Annotated in this window: 18 protein-coding genes, 2 tRNA genes and 1 pseudogene; 6 read left to right on the forward strand and 15 right to left on the reverse strand. The window is 71.7% G+C overall.

The annotated features are described in order from the left end of the window. Positions 1-19: 19 nt before the first annotated feature. The 6 genes and pseudogenes from pdxT to pgsA all read right to left on the reverse strand — a co-directional run bounded on the left by pdxT (position 20) and on the right by pgsA (position 5,188). A complete protein-coding gene (gene pdxT, locus BGM09_RS31890; RefSeq protein ID WP_188285214.1) occupies positions 20-613 on the reverse strand; it encodes a pyridoxal 5'-phosphate synthase glutaminase subunit PdxT in 594 nt (197 codons plus the stop codon). 7 nt (positions 614-620) lie between these two features. Then, the gene (pdxS, locus tag BGM09_RS31895) at positions 621-1,529 is read right to left on the reverse strand and encodes a pyridoxal 5'-phosphate synthase lyase subunit PdxS (protein ID WP_188285215.1); all 909 of its coding nucleotides are present in this window, start codon (positions 1,527-1,529) and stop codon (positions 621-623) included. A 143-nt stretch (positions 1,530-1,672) separates the two neighbouring features. Continuing rightward, the gene (locus BGM09_RS31900; protein WP_188285216.1) at positions 1,673-2,221 is read right to left on the reverse strand and encodes a hypothetical protein; all 549 of its coding nucleotides are present in this window, start codon (positions 2,219-2,221) and stop codon (positions 1,673-1,675) included. Beyond that, the gene (locus tag BGM09_RS31905; protein ID WP_188285217.1) at positions 2,218-3,384 is read right to left on the reverse strand and encodes a glycosyltransferase family 4 protein; all 1,167 of its coding nucleotides are present in this window, start codon (positions 3,382-3,384) and stop codon (positions 2,218-2,220) included. Before BGM09_RS31905 ends, BGM09_RS31900 begins: the two co-directional genes overlap by 4 nt. Positions 3,385-3,593: 209 nt before the next feature. Continuing rightward, positions 3,594-4,526 (reverse strand): annotated as a pseudogene (locus BGM09_RS31910) (phosphatidylinositol mannoside acyltransferase); the annotation flags it as partial. After that, complete coding sequence (pgsA, locus tag BGM09_RS31915; RefSeq protein WP_188285219.1) at positions 4,523-5,188, reverse strand: phosphatidylinositol phosphate synthase; 666 nt, start codon at positions 5,186-5,188, stop codon at positions 4,523-4,525. The pseudogene BGM09_RS31910 and the gene pgsA, both read right to left, overlap by 4 nt. 297 nt (positions 5,189-5,485) lie before the next feature. On the opposite strand from pgsA, the gene BGM09_RS31920 reads away from it, so the two are divergent. Continuing rightward, positions 5,486-7,720, forward strand: coding sequence for an elongation factor G-like protein EF-G2 (locus BGM09_RS31920; protein WP_188285220.1), 2,235 nt, complete (start codon positions 5,486-5,488; stop codon positions 7,718-7,720). Between the two features lie 194 nt (positions 7,721-7,914). Then, positions 7,915-9,600, forward strand: a complete 1,686-nt coding sequence (locus tag BGM09_RS31925) for a hypothetical protein (RefSeq protein ID WP_188285221.1) — start codon at positions 7,915-7,917, stop codon at positions 9,598-9,600. A 36-nt stretch (positions 9,601-9,636) separates the two neighbouring features. Here the strand turns inward: BGM09_RS31925 and BGM09_RS31930 are convergent, their stop codons facing one another. After that, a complete protein-coding gene (locus BGM09_RS31930; RefSeq protein WP_188285222.1) occupies positions 9,637-10,194 on the reverse strand; it encodes an HIT family protein in 558 nt (185 codons plus the stop codon). 71 nt (positions 10,195-10,265) lie between these two features. Then, positions 10,266-12,248, reverse strand: coding sequence for a threonine--tRNA ligase (thrS, locus tag BGM09_RS31935; protein ID WP_188285223.1), 1,983 nt, complete (start codon positions 12,246-12,248; stop codon positions 10,266-10,268). A 607-nt stretch (positions 12,249-12,855) separates the two neighbouring features. Between thrS and BGM09_RS38645 the strand changes: the two genes are divergently transcribed. Then, on the forward strand, positions 12,856-12,987 hold the full coding sequence (locus tag BGM09_RS38645) for a hypothetical protein (RefSeq protein WP_262928436.1): 132 nt from the start codon (positions 12,856-12,858) through the stop codon (positions 12,985-12,987). Positions 12,988-13,141: 154 nt separating this feature from the next. Here BGM09_RS38645 and BGM09_RS31940 read toward each other — a convergent pair. From BGM09_RS31940 to BGM09_RS31955, 4 genes are all read right to left on the reverse strand, one after another. After that, a tRNA-Val gene (locus tag BGM09_RS31940) sits at positions 13,142-13,213 on the reverse strand. A gap of 38 nt (positions 13,214-13,251) precedes the next feature. Next, on the reverse strand, positions 13,252-13,722 hold the full coding sequence (locus BGM09_RS31945) for an SRPBCC family protein (RefSeq protein ID WP_188285224.1): 471 nt from the start codon (positions 13,720-13,722) through the stop codon (positions 13,252-13,254). A 97-nt stretch (positions 13,723-13,819) separates the two neighbouring features. Then, positions 13,820-13,891: transfer RNA gene (locus BGM09_RS31950), tRNA-Val, on the reverse strand. A gap of 88 nt (positions 13,892-13,979) precedes the next feature. Then, positions 13,980-14,393 carry a TIGR02611 family protein gene (locus BGM09_RS31955; RefSeq protein WP_188285225.1) on the reverse strand — a complete coding sequence of 138 codons (414 nt, stop codon included), beginning with the start codon at positions 14,391-14,393 and terminating at the stop codon, positions 13,980-13,982. 189 nt (positions 14,394-14,582) lie between these two features. On the opposite strand from BGM09_RS31955, the gene BGM09_RS31960 reads away from it, so the two are divergent. Together BGM09_RS31960 and BGM09_RS31965 are read left to right on the forward strand one after the other, a co-directional pair. Beyond that, positions 14,583-14,996 carry an SsgA family sporulation/cell division regulator gene (locus BGM09_RS31960; protein ID WP_003959770.1) on the forward strand — a complete coding sequence of 138 codons (414 nt, stop codon included), beginning with the start codon at positions 14,583-14,585 and terminating at the stop codon, positions 14,994-14,996. A 304-nt stretch (positions 14,997-15,300) separates the two neighbouring features. Next, positions 15,301-15,858, forward strand: coding sequence for a CGNR zinc finger domain-containing protein (locus BGM09_RS31965; protein WP_188285226.1), 558 nt, complete (start codon positions 15,301-15,303; stop codon positions 15,856-15,858). Positions 15,859-15,926: 68 nt separating this feature from the next. On the opposite strand, the gene BGM09_RS31970 is transcribed toward BGM09_RS31965, so the two are convergent. Beyond that, complete coding sequence (locus BGM09_RS31970; RefSeq protein ID WP_188285237.1) at positions 15,927-16,175, reverse strand: hypothetical protein; 249 nt, start codon at positions 16,173-16,175, stop codon at positions 15,927-15,929. 111 nt (positions 16,176-16,286) lie between these two features. Beyond that, the gene (locus BGM09_RS31975; RefSeq protein ID WP_188285227.1) at positions 16,287-16,736 is read right to left on the reverse strand and encodes a hypothetical protein; all 450 of its coding nucleotides are present in this window, start codon (positions 16,734-16,736) and stop codon (positions 16,287-16,289) included. A gap of 168 nt (positions 16,737-16,904) precedes the next feature. Here BGM09_RS31975 and BGM09_RS31980 point away from each other — a divergent pair, with 168 nt between their 5' ends. Next, complete coding sequence (locus tag BGM09_RS31980; protein ID WP_188285228.1) at positions 16,905-17,495, forward strand: DsbA family protein; 591 nt, start codon at positions 16,905-16,907, stop codon at positions 17,493-17,495. A gap of 54 nt (positions 17,496-17,549) precedes the next feature. Here the strand turns inward: BGM09_RS31980 and BGM09_RS31985 are convergent. Continuing rightward, positions 17,550-17,968 (reverse strand): GNAT family N-acetyltransferase (locus BGM09_RS31985; protein ID WP_188285229.1); only part of this gene is annotated, 419 nt, incomplete at its 5' end.

The following is a 17,968-nucleotide window of genomic DNA, read 5'->3' on the forward strand; positions in this document are numbered from 1 at the left end:
CGATCCTACCGGGATCCGGTCAGCCCGCCGCGCGCACAGTGTCCACGAAGAGTTCATGGACCCGGTGGTCGCCGGTCAGTTCGGGATGGAACGACGTGGCGAGCACATTGCGCTGGCGGACGGCGACGATGTGGCCACCGTACTCGGCGAGGACCTCCACGTCCGCACCCACCGACTCGACCCACGGCGCGCGGATGAAGACGCCCTCGACCGGGCCGCCCTCGACGCCCGCGACGTCGACGACCGCTTCGAAGGACTCGTTCTGCCTGCCGAAGGCGTTGCGGCGGACGATCATGTCGATGCCGCCGAAGGTCTCCTGGCCGGACCTGGGGTCGAGGATCTTGTCGGCGAGCATGATCAGTCCCGCGCAGGTGCCGTAGACCGGCAGGCCGCCGCGGATCGCCTGGCGCAGCGGTTCCATCAGGCCGAAGAGCACGGCGAGCTTGGAGATGGTGGTGGACTCGCCGCCGGGTATCACCAGGCCGTCGATTCCGGCCAGTTCCTCCGGGCGCCGGACGGGACCGGCCGCGGCGTCCGCCGCGGCCAGTGCCGTCAGATGCTCCCGGACGTCGCCCTGGAGTGCCAGGACGCCGATGGTGGGAGAGCTGGTCATCGTCGCGTTACCAGCCGCGGTTCGCGTAGTGCTCGGACTCCGGGAGGGTGTCGATGTTGATGCCGACCATGGCCTCGCCGAGGTTGCGGGAGGCGTCCGCGATGACCTTCGGGTCGTCGAAGAAGGTGGTGGCGCGGACGATCGCGGCGGCGCGCTTGGCCGGGTCGCCGGACTTGAAGATGCCGGAGCCGACGAAGACGCCCTCGGCGCCGAGCTGGCGCATCAGCGCGGCGTCGGCCGGGGTGGCCACACCGCCCGCGGAGAACAGCACGACGGGCAGCTTGCCCAGCACCGACACCTCCTTGACCAGCTCGTACGGAGCGCGCAGGTCCTTGGCGGCGGCGTACAGCTCGTTGTTGTCCAGGCCCTTGAGACGGGAGATCTCGCTCTTGATCTGGCGCAGGTGGCGGACGGCCTCGACCACGTTGCCGGTGCCGGCCTCGCCCTTGGAGCGGATCATGGCCGCGCCCTCGGCGATCCGGCGCAGGGCCTCGCCGAGGTTGGTGGCGCCGCAGACGAAGGGGGTGGTGTAGGCCCACTTGTCGGAGTGGTTGACCTCGTCGGCGGGGGTCAGCACCTCGGACTCGTCGATGTAGTCGACGCCGAGCGCCTGGAGGACCTGGGCCTCGACGAAGTGGCCGATCCGGGACTTGGCCATCACGGGGATGGACACCGCGTTGATGATGCCCTCGATCATGTCCGGGTCGGACATCCGGGCCACGCCGCCCTGCGCGCGGATGTCGGCCGGCACCCGCTCCAGTGCCATGACGGCGACGGCGCCCGCGTCCTCGGCGATCTTCGCCTGCTCCGGGGTGACGACATCCATGATCACGCCGCCCTTGAGCTGCTCGGCCATACCGCGCTTGACGCGTGCGGTGCCGGTCTCGGGGGTGGTGGCGGAGGGGCTGGTGGACACGGTGACCTCACTCGCTGACGAAATCGGTGGCTTTCCTCCATGGTCCGGCCGGCCGCCGGGGGCGGGAAAGGGCCAATTCCGCTGCGGTGGCTCCCCGCGGGCCGGCGGGTGGCCCCCCCGTTCAGCCTTGGGGTGCCGTGCGCTCAGTGCGCTCCGGCGCCGTCCGCCGTGAGCGGCACCGGCGGCTCGTCGTCCATCTCGAAGGCGAGCGGGAAGGGGGCGTGGCCCGCGAGGCGGAACCAGCGCACCACGCGGTGTCTGCGGACCGCCCGCGCGGCGCGTACCGCGTCGTTGTGGAAGCGCCGGGCCATCGGCACCCGCCGTACGGACTGGGTCAGCTCCTTGATCGCGTCGGTGCCGCCCGGCGCCTCCCCGATCTCGGTGACCGCGTCCGGCTCGGAGAAGACCGCGCGCAGCGCCTGGCTCAGCTCGCTCTCGGCGACCTCCCGCTGCTCCGGCTCGGCCTGCCGGGCGGCGTGCGCGGACTCGTACAGCACGATCGACGCGGCCGGGTCCAGCACACCGGCCGTGGCCAGTTCCTGGGCCACCGAGGCGCGGCGCAGCAGTTGCGCGTCCAGGGCGGCGCGGGCGGCGTCGATCCGGGCGTGCAGGCGGTCGAGGCGCCCGGCCGTCCAGCTCAGATAGAGGCCGATCGCGACGATCGCGACCGCGACCCAGATGATGGTGGTCACTGTCCGTCCCTTGCCAGGCCGAATCTCGCCCGAAGGCTGGTGCGTTCGTCCGCGGCGACATGCGCGGCGCCGTCGGTGACGGTCTCGTAGACGGACAGGATGTCACCGCCGACCACCGACCAGTCGAAACGCCGCACATGGGCGCTGCCGCGGGTGCGCAGTTCGGTGCGGCGCGCGGGGTCGCCGAGCAGCCGCAGGGCGGCGGCGGCGAGCGCGTCGGCGTCCTCGTTGGCGAAGAGTTCGCCCGCCGCGCCCTGGTCGAGGACCTGCGCGAAGGCGTCGAGGTCGCTGGCGAGCACGGCGGCGCCCGCCGACATCGCCTCGACCAGGATGATCCCGAAGGACTCGCCGCCGGTGTTGGGCGCCACGTAGAGGTCGACGCTGCGCAGCAGCCGCGCCTTGTCCTCGTCGCTGACCATGCCGAGGAATTCGACCCGGTCGCGCATCTCGCGCGGCAGCGACTCGACGGCCTCCTCCTCGTCGCCGCGGCCCGCGACCAGCAGCCGGGTGCCCGGCCGCTCGGCGAGGATCTTCGGCAGTGCCCGGATCAGCACGGGCAGGCCCTTGCGCGGCTCGTCGATCCGCCCGATGAAGCCGATCGTCCCGCCCTGCCACTCCTTCTTGGGCTCGGCCCGCGCGAAGAAGTCCACGTCGACCCCGTTGGGGATGACGACCGCGTCGCCGCCCAGGTGCTCGACCAGGGTGCGGCGGGCGTACTCGCTGACCGCGATCCGGGCCCTGATCTTCTCCAGCGCGGGTTGCAGGATCGGGTACGCGGCGATCATCGCGCGCGAGCGCGGGTTGGAGGTGTGGAAGGTGGCCACGATCGGGCCCTGCGCCGCCCAGCAGGCCAGCAGGCCGAGCGAGGGTGAGGCGGGTTCGTGGATGTGGATGACGTCGAAGTTGCCGTCGTGCAGCCAGCGGCGGACGCGGGCGGCGGACAGGAAGCCGAAGTTGAGCCGGGCGACCGAGCCGTTGTACGGGACCGGCACGGCGCGGCCCGCCGACACCACGTACGGCGGCAGCGGTGTCTCGTCGTCGGCGGGGGCGAGCACGGAGACCTCGTGGCCGAGGCCGATCAGGTGCTCGGCGAGGTCGCGGATGTGGAACTGGACGCCGCCGGGGACGTCCCAGGAGTACGGGCAGACGATCCCGATCCTCACGTTTTCTCCGTTCCGGAGTGGTCGGCGGGGCCGCCGGGCGTACCGCCCGCGCCGGACGGGCCGTCCGTACCGTCGATACCGTCGGCCGTACCGGCTGCGCCGCCCGTACCGTCGGCTGCGGCCGTGCTCGGGCCGCCCTGCGGGGAGACGCCGGACGTGCCCCGCACCGTTGCTCGCGCGCTCTCCCCCGCCGTGTCGGCGGCGCCGCCCGCCGGGGGTTCGGGGCGGGGTTCGAGGTCGGACAGCCACAGGCGTTGCAGCATGTGCCAGTCCTCGGGGTGCTCGGCGATGCCGGAGGCGTACGCGTCGGCCAGTTCCTGCGTCATCGCGGCCGTCTTCGACGTACGGTCGCCGGTCGCGGGGACCTCGACCGGCGGGTGGACGCGACCGCGCATGACGGGCGACTCGTCGTACCAGAGGGTGACCGGCAGCAGCAGCGCGCCGGTCTGCTGGGCGAGCATCGCGGGGCCCGCGGGCAGCCGGGTGCGCTCGCCGAAGAAGTCGACCTCGACGCCACTGGCCGACAGGTCGCGGTCGGCGACCAGGCAGACCAGGCCGCCGGCGCGCAGCCGCCGGGCCAGGGTGCCGAAGGCGGCGCCGCCGGTGTGCGGCAGCACCTCCATGCCCAGGCTCTCGCGGTAGGCGACGAAGCGGTCGTACAGCGTCTCGGGCTTGAGGCGCTCGGCGACGGTGGTGAAGGGGGTGTCCAGCGCGGTGGTCACCCAGGCGCCCGCCAGGTCGTAGTTGCCCATGTGCGGCAGCGCGAGGATCACGCCGCGCCCGGCGGCGAGTCCTTCGGTCAGGTAGTGCACGTCCGTGGGGTCGAAGCCGCCGCGGACGCGGTCCTTGCTCCAGGCCGGGAGCCGGAAGGACTCCATCCAGTAGCGCAGGTAGGAGCGCATGACCGAGCGCGACAGCGCGCGCAGCCGCTCCTCGTCGGCGTCCGGCACGACCCGGACGAGGTTGGCCTCAAGGCGTCGGACGCCCTTGCCGCGCTGCCGCCACGTCACGTCCGCGATGCCGCGGCCGAGCGCTCGGGCGGCCGGTTCCGGCAGCGTCTTGACCGCGCTCCAGCCGAGCCCGTAGAGCCCGTCGGCGACACTCCCCCTGAGCCTCGCGGCCCGGGAGGTGTCCTCGCTCACGCGTTGCTCCCCTGCCCCGCGGTGGCGGCAGCGGCGTCGGCCTCCGCGGACTCGCGGCGTACGGTGACGATCCGCTGGATCAGCGTGATCAGGCTGCCCGCGGCGACCACCCACAGGGCGATCGGCAGCAGGTACTGGATGCCGGGCACACCGAATTTGTGCAGGCCCGCGAAGCCGCACAGGGTCAGCGTGATGACCAGCCGCTCGGCGCGCTCGATGAGGCCGTTGACGTTCACCGGCAGGCCGATCGCCTCGCCGCGCGCCTTGGTGTAGGACACCACCTGGCCGCTGGCCAGGCAGAAGATCGTCACCGCGCACAGCACGAGGTCGTCGCCGCGGCCCGCGTACCACATGGCGAGGCCGCCGAAGATGCCCGCGTCGGCGACCCGGTCGAGGGTCGAGTCGAGGAACGCGCCCCACCGGCTGGAGACCCCGGCCTGGCGGGCCATGTTCCCGTCCACCAGGTCGGAGAAGACGAAGAGCGTGATCACCACGGTGCCCCAGAAGAACTCGCCCCTGGGATAGAAGGCCAGTGCGCCCGCCATGACACCCGCGGTGCCGAGCAGGGTCACCGCGTCGGGGCTGACCCCCTTGCGGAGCAGAAATGCGGCGAACGGCGTGAGAACACGCGTGAAGAACGCACGCGCGTACTTGTTCAGCATGGCCTTCCCGACAGGTCGGAGGATGGTGTCACGGCGGCCGGAGCGGCAACCGGATGGCCCATCGTAGCCAGCCCGCGCGCACCGGATGTCCCAGGCCGTGCCGGAGCGGCGGGGCCTGGGGCATCCGGTGGCCGCGCGTACGACGTATGGACGCACCCGGACGGCCGTGGGAAGGTCGAAAGACCGCGGGCGTCGTCGAGGCCGCCTGTGCGTTGAGCGGTCTCCCGTGGCGCCCCTGTGACGCGCCCCCCACCGAGGGCGCGGTCCATGCAGTGAAGGACCGGGAGGCGAGAACGCGTGGGTGGTGCAGCGGACAGGAGAGACGCACAGCCAGGGGCCGCCGGAAGGGCACCGGCGGCCGACCGCCCCGAGAACGTGCGCAATGTGGTGCTGGTCGGCCACTGCGGATCAGGCAAGACGACATTGGTGGAGGCGCTGGCGCTGACCACCGGCGCGGTGAACCGGGCGGGCCGGGTCGAGGACGGCGGCTCGGTGTCCGACCACGACGAGATCGAGCAGCGGCAGCAGCGCTCCGTACAGCTCTCGCTCGTCCCCGTGGAGTGGGGCGGGATCAAGGTCAATTTGCTGGACACCCCGGGATACGCCGATTTCGTCGGGGAGTTGAGGGCCGGTCTGCGCGCCGCGGACGCGGCCCTGTTCGTCGTCTCGGCCGCGCAGGACGGCGAGGGCATCGGCGGCGCGACCCGGATGGTGTGGGAGGAGTGCGCGGCCGTCGGGATGCCGCGGGCGGTCGTCGTGACGCACCTGGAGTCGGTGCGGGCCGGTTTCGAGGAGATGGCGGCGCAGTGCGCGGCGGAATTGGGCGGCGACTCCCCCGATACGGTGCTGCCGCTGTATCTGCCGGTGCACGGACCCGCGGGCCCCGACGGCCACGCCCCGGTGACGGGCCTGGCGGGGCTGCTCTCGCAGCGGGTGTACGACTACGCGTCCGGCGAGCGGGCCGAGGCCGAGCCGGACGCGGCGCTGGCGCCGCTGGTGGAGCAGGCGCGCAACCGGCTCATCGAGGGGATCATCGCCGAGAGCGAGGACGAGACCTTGATGGACCGCTACCTCGGCGGCGAGGAACTGGACGTCAAGACGCTCATCGACGACCTGGAGCGGGCGGTGGCGCGCGGCTCCTTCCACCCGGTGCTGGCCGCCGCGCCCGCCGCGGACGGCGCCCGGCAGGGCCTGGGCACCGTAGAGCTGCTGGAACTGGTCACCGGCGGTTTCCCGACCCCGCTGGAGCGGGAGGCGCCGCCGGTCACGACGCCGGACGGCGGCGGGCGCCCCGCGCTGGTCTGCGACCCGGAGGGGCCGCTGGCCGCCGAGGTGGTCAAGACGTCCTCGGACCCGTACGTGGGCCGGATCAGTCTGGTGCGGGTCTTCTCCGGGACCCTGCGGCCGGACGAGACGGTGCACGTGTCGGGCCACGGCATGGAGGACCGGGGGCACGAGGACCACGACGTGGACGAGCGGGTCGGCGCGCTGTCGTCGCCCTTCGGCAAGCACCAGCGGCCGGTGCCCTCGGCGGGCGCGGGCGATCTGGTGTGCGTGGCCAAGCTGACCCGCGCCGAGACCGGCGACACGCTCTCGGCCAAGGACGGGCCGCTGCTGATGGAGCCGTGGGTGATGCCGGACCCGCTGCTGCCGATCGCCATCGAGGCGCACAGCAAGGCCGACGAGGACAAGCTCTCGCAAGGGCTGGCGCGGTTGGTCGCCGAGGACCCGACGATGCGGCTCGAACAGAATCCGGACACCCGGCAGGTCGTCCTGTGGTGCCTGGGCGAGGCGCACGCCGATGTCGCCCTGGAGCGGCTGCGCAACCGGTACGGGGTGCAGGTCGACGCGGTGCCGCACAAGGTGTCGCTGCGGGAGACCTTCGGCGAGCCGGTGACAGCCCGCGGGCGGCACGTCAAGCAGTCCGGCGGGCACGGGCAGTTCGCGATCTGCGACATCCAGGTGGAGCCGCTGCCGGTCGGTTCCGGCATCGAGTTCGTGGACAAGGTGATCGGCGGGGCGGTGCCGCGGCAGTTCATCCCGTCGGTGGAGAAGGGCGTCCGCACCCAGGCCGCCCGCGGGGTCGCCCTCGGCTTCTCGGTGGTCGACATCCGGGTCACCCTCACCGACGGCAAGGCGCACTCGGTGGACTCCTCCGACGCCGCCTTCCAGACCGCGGGCGCGCTCGCCCTGCGCGAGGCCGCCGCGGGCGCGCCCATCCACCTGCTGGAACCGGTGTGCGAGGTCGGCGTGCTGGTCCCGGACGCGTACGTCGGATCGGTGATGGGCGATCTGTCGGGGCGGCGGGGCCGGGTGCTGGGCACAGAACCGGCCGCCGACGGGCGGTCGGTGGTGCGCGCCGAGGTCCCGGAGATCGAGATCGGCCGGTACGCCGTCGATCTGCGGTCGCTGTCGCACGGCACCGGAAGGTTCAGCCGGCACTACGCGCGGCACGAGCCGATGCCCGCCCAACTGGCCACGAAATTGCGCCAACTGGAGGAGAGGGCGGAGGCAACCGCGCACGGCAGATGACCAGCGACTGACCGTCGACCGACGCGGGAACAGCGCGCACGACCCGCCAAGTGGACATGTCCGCAGGCCAATCGGCGGCTCGCGGCCACGCCGCGGGCCGTCGCGCCGCTAATCTGGAGACTGCTCCGAACGTGTGACGTTCACCCGTGCGGGGAATGGGCCGGTCGGAGCCGTATGGACCGGTGAACCGGTGGATGTACGGGACTGGCGACTGGGGGCCTGTGGTGACGGACGGTATCGGGTTCGACTTCAGCCCGGGTGCGCAGATTCCGCTGACCGGCAGCGACGGTGAGACCGGTGCGACCCAGGCGCTGGCGTCGGCGGCGTACCGCGACACTCCCGTCACGACGCTGGTCGAGGCCAATGACGAGGCGAGCGTCAAGGCGCCGCGGCTCTCGCTGTTCGCGCCGAATCTGGGCGAGGCGTTCGCCCGCGCCATCCAGGTCAGAATGCTGGGCGCGGCCCGCAGCGAACTGGTGCAGTCCTTCGGCGTGGTCCCGCAGACCGTGGTGGAGCACGCCCTGGCCGCCAACCGGATCCGGCAGGAGCGCGACAACCGGCTGACCGTGGTGATGGGCGTGTGCGGGGTGCTGTTCCTGCCCGGCGTGCTGCTGTGGCTCGGCGCGTTCCAGTTGCGCAAGTCGCTGGCGTCGCTGAAGGCGAGGGGCAACAAGTCGGGCGCCTTCGGGACGGTCGTGCTGGCGGTGGCCGTCGCCTTCACCGTACTGCTGGCGGTACGACCGCCGTTCAGCGGTTTCTGGCAGCAGTATTTCCGCGTCCTGATGATCGCGCCGATCATCGGCTGGTTCTGGGCGAAGCGGATCTGCGAGGCCACCGCGAAGGATCTGCGCAGCCGCTGGGCGGGTCTGGTCGCGGGCACCGCGGTCGGCGCGAAGATCCCCGAGGCGGTGCCGCGCAACCCCAACCAGACCCGCGCGGAGCTGCTGCGGCAGAGCCTGGCCAAGCTGTCCGCCGAGCAGAACAGCAATGTCGTCTTCTACGCGGGGCCCAAGGGCATACTCGGCATGGGCAGCCGCTGGGCGAACTGGCAGATGGCCGAGGAGCTGATCCCGCGCGAGGGGCTGGCCGAGATCCACCCGTTCCGGAGCTGGGACGTCATCCGCGCCATCCACGACCAGCTACGGATGATCGAGCGCGGCCCGCTGCACACCGGCGGCTTCCCCAAACCGTCGATAAAGCACTGGGTCGTGGTGCCGGTCGGCGAGGGCGCGGGCAAGATCTCCCGGCCCACCGGACCCGAGGTCGACTCGTTCTCGGTCAAGGACTTCGAGATCCAGCGGATCTGCAACACCCAGCAGTTCGGCAAGGGGAACCGGCACTATCTGGGCATCCAGTTCACCCTCTGGGACGGCAATCTCGTCATCACGCTGATGACGACGGTGACGGTGCTGGCGCACACCCTGCGGATCGAGGTCACCGGGCACGCGCTCGGCCCGATCCACGGGATCTTCACCTCAGGGCCGCCCGCGAAGGAGAAGACGATCACCAAGCCGGTGAAGTTCTGGGAGACCAGGACCGTACAGCTCCCGCTGATCGGGTCGGACGAGGTGGTACGGCTGGCCGCCCGCGCGCCGCTGACCCGCTTCCCGTCCGTGCTGGACCACCTCGGCGGCACCCTGAAGCTGCCCGAGCCGTTCGGGCTGCGGCACACCTGGGCCGACAAGCCGTGGAAGCACCGTTTCATGGCCGACGACGCGCTGCGCGCGGCGACTCCGGTGCTGCGGGCCGTGCACGCCGCCGCGATCCAGGTGATGAGCGAGAACGGCGTGGACACCTCGCACTTCACCAGCCGCTCGATGATGCTGAGCGGTCTGTCGCAGAGCGTGGAGCCGAGGAAGGCCGACGCGTACGACGCCTGACCGGGGCTCCGCTTCCCGTCGAGGAGGCCGCGGGCGTCAGGACGGCCAGACGTCCGCGAGCATCTTGCGGGTGTCGGCGAGAAGCTGCGGCAGCACCTTCGTGTGTCCGACCACGGGCATGAAGTTGACGTCGCCGCCCCAGCGCGGCACCACGTGCTGGTGCAGGTGGGCGGCGATCCCGGCGCCCGCCACATCGCCCTGGTTCATCCCGATGTTGAAGCCCTGCGCGCCCGACGCGGACCGCAGCGCGGTCATCGCCTGCTTGGTCAGCACGGCCAGTTCCGCCGTCTCGGCGCCGTCCAGCTCGGTGTAGTCGGCGACGTGCCGGTAGGGCACCACCATGAGGTGCCCGCTGTTGTACGGGTACAGGTTGAGCACCGCGTACACGTGCTCGCCGCGCGCGATAACGAGGCCGTCCTCGTCGGACTCGGCCGGGACCGCGCAGAACGGACATCCGTCACCGGCACCGGGGCCGGTGGGCTTGTTCTCGCCCTGGATGTACGCCATCCGGTGCGGGGTCCACAGGCGCTGGAACGCGTCCGGCACCCCCGCTCCGATCTGCTGTTCCGGCTCACTCGTCATGCCGTTCAGCATAGGACTTCCCCCGGAGCACGCGTGCTGCGGGGGAAGTCCTGGATCTCAGCGGGCGGCTTGCCTCGACGCCGTCAGACCTGGATGCGGCGCTCCACGGCGTCCACCATCTCGGCGATGGCCTCGTCGCGCGGAATGCCGTTCTTCTGCGAGCCGTCGCGGTAGCGGAAGGAGACCGTGCCGCCGGACATGTCCTCGTCGCCGACGATGACCATGTACGGCACCTTCAGCTTCTGCTGGTTGCGGATCTTCTTCTGCATGCGGTCGGAGGACGCGTCCACCTCGACCCGCAGGCCCGCGCGCCTGGCCTCCGCCGCGAATTCCTGGAGGTACGGCACGTGCGCGTCGCCGATCGGGATGCCGACCGCCTGCACCGGTGCGAGCCAGGCGGGGAACGCGCCCGCGTAGTGCTCCAGGAGCACGGCGAAGAACCGCTCGATGGAGCCGAACAGCGCGCGGTGGATCATGACGGGCTGCTGCTTGGAGCCGTCGGGGGCGGTGTATTCGAGCCCGAACCGCTTGGGCTGCTGGAAGTCCACCTGCACGGTGCTCATCTGCCAACTGCGGCCGATCGCGTCCCGCGCCTGGACGGAGATCTTCGGACCGTAGTACGCGGCGCCGCCCGGGTCGGGGACCAGCGGCAGGCCCTGCTTCTCGGCCGCCTGGCGGAGCGCCTCGGTGGCCTCCTCCCACTCCGAGTCCTCACCGATGAACTTCGGGGAGTCGTCCCGGGTGGACAGCTCCAGCTCGAAGTCGTCCAGACCGTAGTCGCGCAGCAGGTCCAGGACGAAGGTGAGCAGCGAGTCCAGCTCGCCCGCCATCTGCTCCTTGGTGCAGTAGATGTGCGAGTCGTCCTGGGTGAAGCCGCGGGCGCGGGTGAGGCCGTGCACCACACCGGACTTCTCGTAGCGGTACACCGTGCCGAACTCGAAGAGCCGCAGGGGCAGTTCGCGGTAGGAACGGCCGCGCGCGTCGAAGATCAGATTGTGCATCGGGCAGTTCATCGCCTTGAGGCGGTAGTTCTGTCCGTCGAACTCCAGCGGCGGGAACATCCCGTCGCCGTAGTGCGGAAGGTGGCCCGAGGTGACGAAGAGCTCTTCCTTGGAGATGTGCGGGGTGTTGACGAACTCGTAGTCGGCGTCCTCGTGGCGCTTGCGCGAGTAGCTCTCCATCTCGCGGCGGATGATGCCGCCCCTGGGGTGGAAGACCGCGAGGCCCGAGCCGAGCTGCTCGGGGAAGGAGAACAGGTCAAGCTCCGCGCCGAGCTTGCGGTGGTCGCGCTTCTCGGCCTCGACCAGGAAGTCCAGGTGCGCCTTCAGCTCCTCCTTGGTGGGCCAGGCGGTGCCGTAGATCCGCTGGAGCATCGGGTTCTTCTCGCTGCCGCGCCAGTACGCCGCCGCGTTGCGCATCAGCTTGAACGCCGGGATGTTGCGGGTGGTGGGCAGGTGCGGGCCCCGGCAGAGGTCCTTCCAGCACAGGTCGCCGGTCTTCGCGTCCAGGTTGTCGTAGATGGTCAGCTCACCGGCGCCGACCTCGACGTCCGCGCCGTCGTCCGAGGCGGCGGCGCCGCCCTTGAGGCCGATCAACTCCAGCTTGTACGGCTCGTCGGCCAGCTCCTCGCGGGCGGCCTCGTCGGTCACGACGCGGCGCGAGAAGCGCTGGCCGCGCTTCTGGATCTCCTGCATCTTCTTCTCGACGGCCTTGAGGTCGTCGGGGGTGAACGGCTTCTCGACGTCGAAGTCGTAGTAGAAGCCGTCCTTGACCGGCGGGCCGATGCCGAGCTTGGCCTCGGGGTGCAGCTCCTGCACGGCCTGCGCCATCACGTGCGCGGTGGAGTGCCGCAGGATGTTGAGGCCGTCCTGGCTGGTGATGTCCACCGGCTCGACCTCGTCGCCGTCGGCGAGCGCGTACGCGAGGTCCTTCAGCTCGCCGCCGACGCGGGCGGCGATCACGGACCGCTCACCGGGGAACAGCTCGGCCGCGGTCGTGCCCGTCGTGACCGTCCGCTCTTCCAGCTCAACGGAATCGCGTTTGATGATCACACGGACATCTGACACCGGTCTGCTCCTGACTCAGGTCCTGCTGGCTGTGGTGACTCGGCGGCGGCGGGCGCCGCACCGCTGAATCGTACCGAGCCGCGAGGGCTGCCCGCGAAGCCATAACCCCTCAGGGGCGGTGGCGCGATGTGCCGTGAGCGCCTACGACCGGCCGCGCCGCGGTCCTCACCCCCGGGGCTGGGCTCCGGTGCGGACCGTCGAGCGCGGGTTCGCACGCGGTCTCGCCGGACGGAGTCCGGGCCTGAGCGTGCCGGGCGCCGCGGGACGGACGGGATGCGTCGGTCACGCCCGAGCGCCGGCGCCGGGGCGTCCTCGCCGAGCGGTGTCCGGCTGAAGCCCATCGGCAGCCGCACGTCCCGGTAGCGGCCGACCGCCGGACGCGGGCGCCCAACCGCCGTGCGACGCCCGCCAGTTCCCGTGTCCGCGGCCTGATGCTGTCGGTCGAGCCGGCCAGGCAGGCCGCGGCGGCGGCAGCAACCGAGTTGCCGCAGTCGCGTACCGGCGCGGAGCTGGAAATCTCCAGTTCGTCGAGGAACGTCATCGACAGCACGCCGTCGCGCCCGGCGCGGGCGAAGCGCCGCAGCAACTTCTCGGCCTGCTCCGGCGCGTGCCTGCCCGGCTGGACCCGCCGCAGCTCGTCGCCCTCGGCGCCGGCCGCGCCTTCACGTTCGCCCCGGCCATCGGCCGCGTCCTCGCCGGACTGGCGCCGGACTGGCGCTGGACTGGCGCCAGACGGTGAATCCACCGACGGCATACCGGCGTTCACCGCGCCCGGCGCTGCCGCCCGGCGATCTCGTCGACCGGTTTTCGGCGACGGCCGCCGAGGACAGCACAACGGCCCGCCGACTGATGCCGGCGGGCCGTCACGGTACTTCGAGGCTGATGAGCCTCGGTGGGCGATACTGGGATCGAACCAGTGACCCCTTCGGTGTGAACGAAGTGCTCTCCCGCTGAGCTAATCGCCCGGGACGCCTCGAACCATACAGCGCGACGGGCCCGCCGTTCAAACCACATGCGCCGCGTCGGCGGCGAGCCGCGCGAGCAGTCCGTGGCGTCCGCCGCGCATCATCAGGGCGTGGTTGGCGAGGAAGAGCGGGCGGCAGGGGACGGAGAGCAGCCGCATCAGGGGCTTGCGGACGACGACTTCCTGTTCGTAGAGCAACCGGGTGCGGGCCCCTGGGACGGTGCCCGGCGTGATCGTCCAGCGGAACCAGCCCTCCAGGTCGCCGGTCATCGCGGCTTCCAGGACCCGGGTGCTCGGGTCGTGCCGGACGGATCTGGCGCTGACGACCAGGTCGTACGGGAGAAGGGAACGGAAGCGCAGCATTCCCGTGGTGTCGCCGGTCTGCCGCACCTCGCGGATCTGGGGCCACCAGGCGGGGTAGTCGTCAGGCCGTTCCAGCACCCGGTAGACGGCGTCGGGTTCCGCGTCGAGCTGCCACGTCCTACGGAATCGGTAGTGACTCCAGTCCATACAGCAAGTGTGCGCGATCGAATCCGCGTACGGCGCGGGAACGCAAAGGATCCCGAGGACCGGTTTGGAGACCGGTCCCCGGGATCCTCGAATCCGGTGGGCGATACTGGGATCGAACCAGTGACCCCTTCGGTGTGAACGAAGTGCTCTCCCGCTGAGCTAATCGCCCGGACGCGTGGACGACTTTACCGCACGGGGGAGGGGCCTCGGACCAGGCTCCCGAGGGCCCTCGGCGGGCGCGGGGCCCGGCACGGGCGCTAGCTGTCGGCCCAGGGCGTGTCGAGGCCGAACTGCCACAGGTAGCACCCGGCGAGTCCGGCCAGGGCGAGCGCGGCGGCGGTGGTGAGCAGCAGATTGCGCCGCCTTACGCGGGGGTCCAGGGCGGCCCTGGCGGCGTCGGCGACCTTGCGGCGGGTCCAGCGCAGGACGCGCTGGGCCCAGGCGAACTCGGTCGCCCAGATCGCCATGCCGCCGAAGATCACCACCCAGCCGGGGCCTGGCAGCGGGAGCAGGACGACTCCGCCCGCGACGACGGCGAGGCCCACGACGAAGACGCCGACCCGCCAGGACTGGTGCAGCAGCCGCGACTTCCTGATGAAGCCGGGGGCCCGTGACCCCAGCCGCGAATCCTTGGCCACGGCTCCGGCGAACTCGTCACTCTCCGCAGTCATACCGACAATTTACCCGACCGGCGTTCGTCACCGAAATGGCCGATCGGCCCGTCTCGGGACTAGGCCGGACGAGGTACCAGAAGCCTCACAAACCCCTCAGAGGGGTTTACAACGTCCTCGCAGGTGGCATGTCGATTTCGCCGACGTGCGAATCCCCGAGCGCACACTGAGCGAAAGGCCCTGGCGCTTATGAACACCACGGTCAGCTGCGAGCTGCACCTGCGCCTCGTTGTGTCGAGCGAATCCTCACTGCCTGTACCCGCGGGCTTGCGGTACGACACGGCCGATCCGTATGCCGTGCACGCCACCTTCCACACCGGAGCCGAAGAGACGGTCGAATGGGTGTTCGCCCGCGACCTGCTCGCCGAGGGGCTGCACCGCCCCACCGGCACCGGAGACGTCAGAGTCTGGCCGTCCCGCAGCCACGGTCAGGGCGTCGTCTGCATCGCCCTCAGCTCCCCCGAGGGCGAAGCGCTGCTGGAAGCACCGGCGCGGGCCCTGGAGTCCTTCCTGAAGCGGACGGACGCCGCGGTTCCGCCGGGCACCGAGCATCGTCACTTCGACCTCGACACCGAGCTCTCCCACATCCTCGCGGAGAGCTGAGACCCAGCCCGTCACCGCAGTCCGCGGCCGTCCTACTCGGGGGGACGCCCGGACCCGACCAGCGGAGCCGGACGCTCGCGCCCGGCCCGGCCGCCACGTCATCTCGACACGACCTCGCACGCGATCTCGCTCATGACGTCGCTCGTACCGTCGCTCGCCGCGACACGCACGAGACCGTCACCCGTCGCGTACGAGACACGCACGACAGCCGTCACCGTGGGGCCTGCACCCCCACGGCGGCGGCTTTCGCGCGCTAGAGTCACCGGAACGCAGCCGACCGATCACGCCGGCAGGGAGCAGTTCCGTGCTGATCAACCATGACACCAGGTGCGCGCTCGACAGCGTCGTCGACCTCGTCAACACCGCGCCGCAGATCGAGGGCCGGGAATCGCTCGCGGACGTCGCGGACCTCCGCGGCTTCGTGGAGCGCAACCAGGTCAGCGAGGTCGGACGGCTCGACGAGCGCGACCTCAGCGCCGTCCACGCCGTACGCGCCCGTTTCACCGCCGTCTTCGGCGCCGCCGACAACGCGACGGCCGCCACCATGCTCAACACGATGGTCGCCGAGGCGGGCACCACGCCACGGCTGACCGACCACGACGGCTACGACTGGCACGTGCACTATTTCGCGCCGGGCGCCTCGCTGGCCGACCACCTCGCCGCGGACTGCGGCATGGCGCTGGCCTTCCTCATCGTCGCCGGGGAACGCGACCGGCTGCGGCGGTGCGACGCGCCCGACTGCCGCCGGGCCTTCGTCGACCTGTCCCGCAACCGCTCACGCCGCTACTGCGACAGCCGCACCTGCGGCAACCGGCTCCATGTGGCGGCCTACCGGGCCCGCCAGCGCGAGGCGAGCGCCTGAGCGCCGGCGGGCGGCCACGACCGGCTGAACGGGGGCGCCGCAGGGCCGGTGGGCCGGGTCTCAGCGCGTCAGAGCAGCAGCAGGTCGTAGATCGCGCCTGCCCCGAGCAGCCCTCCGATCACACACAGGAACAGCATCAGCGGGGGCTGCGAGAGGGCGTACAGGCATCCCTGCGGCTCTCCCTCCCCCGCCCTCGCGGCGGGTTCACGACCCTCGGCGCGCGGGCCTGGAACGACGTTCTCGACAGTGGACTCGACAGTGGATTCGGCACGGTCCGGCCGCGGAGGGGACAGACGATCCCCGGAGGTGGGCAGCACAGCCCGATGATCGCGCAGAGAACGATCACTCGTCGCCCAACACGCCAACTCTCAGGGGTGGTTCAGACCCCACGCCTGTTCGAAGTGGTCCGTGCGGTGCCGGTGTTCCGGTCAGATCCCGCGCCGCTTGAGGATCTCCTCGACGTCGGCGAAGTCGGACAGACCGCTGTCCCCCGAGGCGCGCCGTTTCGGGCTCGGGCGGGAGGAGGCGGGCAGCGCGGGGCTGGAGGCGCCGGGCACGGCCGCCGGGGGCCGCTGCCCCTCCTCAGGTCCGACGCGCGCGGCGATCAGCCGGGTGACGCCGTACAGCAGCACGGAGACGCCGATGACGCCGAAGCCCAGCCAGACGGTGGGCTTGAAGATCAGGTCGCCCGCCCAGTTGCCGGTGGCGGTGCCGATCTTGCGGCCGAGGGTGACGAGCCCCGCCATGGCCAGACCGACCGGCAGCAGGGACACGGCGGCGATGCGGGTGGCCCGCAGATAGCGTCGGCGGTAGGCGGTCTGCACGGCGATGGCCAGGCCCGCGGCGGACAGGACGGCGCATAGGGCGGTGGTCAGCATCCCGAGGCTCCTGCGGCAGTTGCGGATGGCCCCGTGAGGTCCGGCCAAGGGCCCGCACGAGGTCGCGTCCTCCCATCCTGCCTCGACACGGGCGCGGGAGGCCACGGTGGGGGTCCGGGTTCAGGGGGATCTCGGGGGTGCCTCCTCCCCGAGTGGGAGACTTGGACCATGGATCAACCCTCCCCCGCCGTGTCGCGTCCCCCCGTACTCGAGGTCTGGTGCGAGCTCCAGTGCCCGGACTGCCGCACCGCCCTGGACGACGTCCGTGCGCTGCGCGAGCGGTACGGCGACGCGCTCGACATCCAGCTCAGGCACTTCCCCCTGCCCAAGCACGCGCACGCGCTGGCCGCCGCGCAGGCGTACGAGGAGGCGTACGAACAGGGCAGCGGCTGGCCGTACGCGGAGGCCGTGCTGGCCAGGGCCGAGGAGCTGGACGGCCGCGGCGAGGCGGTGCTGGTGGAGGTGGCCCGCGATCTCGGCCTGGACGCCGACGAGGTGGACACCGCGCTGATCGACGGCCGCCACCTGCTGGTCGTCGACTCCGACGAGGCCGAGGGCAAGGCCATCGGCGTCACCGGCACGCCCACGTATGTGATCGGCGGCGAGCGTCTGGACGGCGGCAAGAGCCAGGACGGGCTGCGCGAGCGGATCACCGCCATCGCCGACCGCCTGCTCGCCGAGGCGGGCTCGGCCGTCCCCGGCCTGGACGGCGCGACCGGTGACGGCTCGCAGGTCTGCCGGATTCCCGGCCGCGACTAGGGCCTGGCCGCCGGACAGGTCCTCAATGCCTGTCCGGCGGATCACGGGCCCTGGCTACAGCAGCGGCTTCGACAGGTGCCGCACCGTCGTGCCGTAGGCCAGCGACTCGTACAGCCGCAGCGCCGGTGCGTTGCCCACGGAGACGTCGAGGGCGACGGCGGTGGCCCCGGCCTGCCGGCAGGCGTTCTCGGCGGCGAGCATGAGCGTACGGCCGTGTCCGCGGCCCCGGTGCGCGGTGTCGACCTCGACGGCCAGCACCCGGGCGGGCGCGGCGCGGTCGGCCTCGTCGTACAGCCGCAGCGCCACCCGGCCGACCGTCACGCCGTCGTGCGTGAGGGCGTACAGCGCGGCGCCCGGAGTGTCCCGGCCGCGCGGCAGCACGTGGTCGAAGGCGGCGGCCCGCGAGGCCGTGAACTCCTCCGCGCCGTGCGCCCGCCACGGCCCGTACTCGGCGGCGGTCAGCGGGCGCGTGC

This window comes from Streptomyces sp. CBMA29 (genome assembly GCF_014596445.1).
Classification (GTDB): domain Bacteria; phylum Actinomycetota; class Actinomycetes; order Streptomycetales; family Streptomycetaceae; genus Actinacidiphila.

What these genes read in the sequence shown, in the direction of transcription:
- pdxT (WP_188285214.1), bottom strand. Translation starts at nt 613, where the DNA reads ATGACCAGCTCTCCCACCATCGGCGTCCTGGCACTCCAGGGCGACGTC.
- BGM09_RS31980 (WP_188285228.1), top strand. Translation starts at nt 16,905, where the DNA reads ATGGATCAACCCTCCCCCGCCGTGTCGCGTCCCCCCGTACTCGAGGTC.
- BGM09_RS31930 (WP_188285222.1), bottom strand. Translation starts at nt 10,194, where the DNA reads ATGCTGAACGGCATGACGAGTGAGCCGGAACAGCAGATCGGAGCGGGG.
- BGM09_RS31945 (WP_188285224.1), bottom strand. Translation starts at nt 13,722, where the DNA reads ATGGACTGGAGTCACTACCGATTCCGTAGGACGTGGCAGCTCGACGCG.
- BGM09_RS31925 (WP_188285221.1), top strand. Translation starts at nt 7,915, where the DNA reads ATGTACGGGACTGGCGACTGGGGGCCTGTGGTGACGGACGGTATCGGG.
- BGM09_RS31960 (WP_003959770.1), top strand. Translation starts at nt 14,583, where the DNA reads ATGAACACCACGGTCAGCTGCGAGCTGCACCTGCGCCTCGTTGTGTCG.
- BGM09_RS31955 (WP_188285225.1), bottom strand. Translation starts at nt 14,393, where the DNA reads ATGACTGCGGAGAGTGACGAGTTCGCCGGAGCCGTGGCCAAGGATTCG.
- BGM09_RS31975 (WP_188285227.1), bottom strand. Translation starts at nt 16,736, where the DNA reads ATGCTGACCACCGCCCTATGCGCCGTCCTGTCCGCCGCGGGCCTGGCC.
- pgsA (WP_188285219.1), bottom strand. Translation starts at nt 5,188, where the DNA reads ATGCTGAACAAGTACGCGCGTGCGTTCTTCACGCGTGTTCTCACGCCG.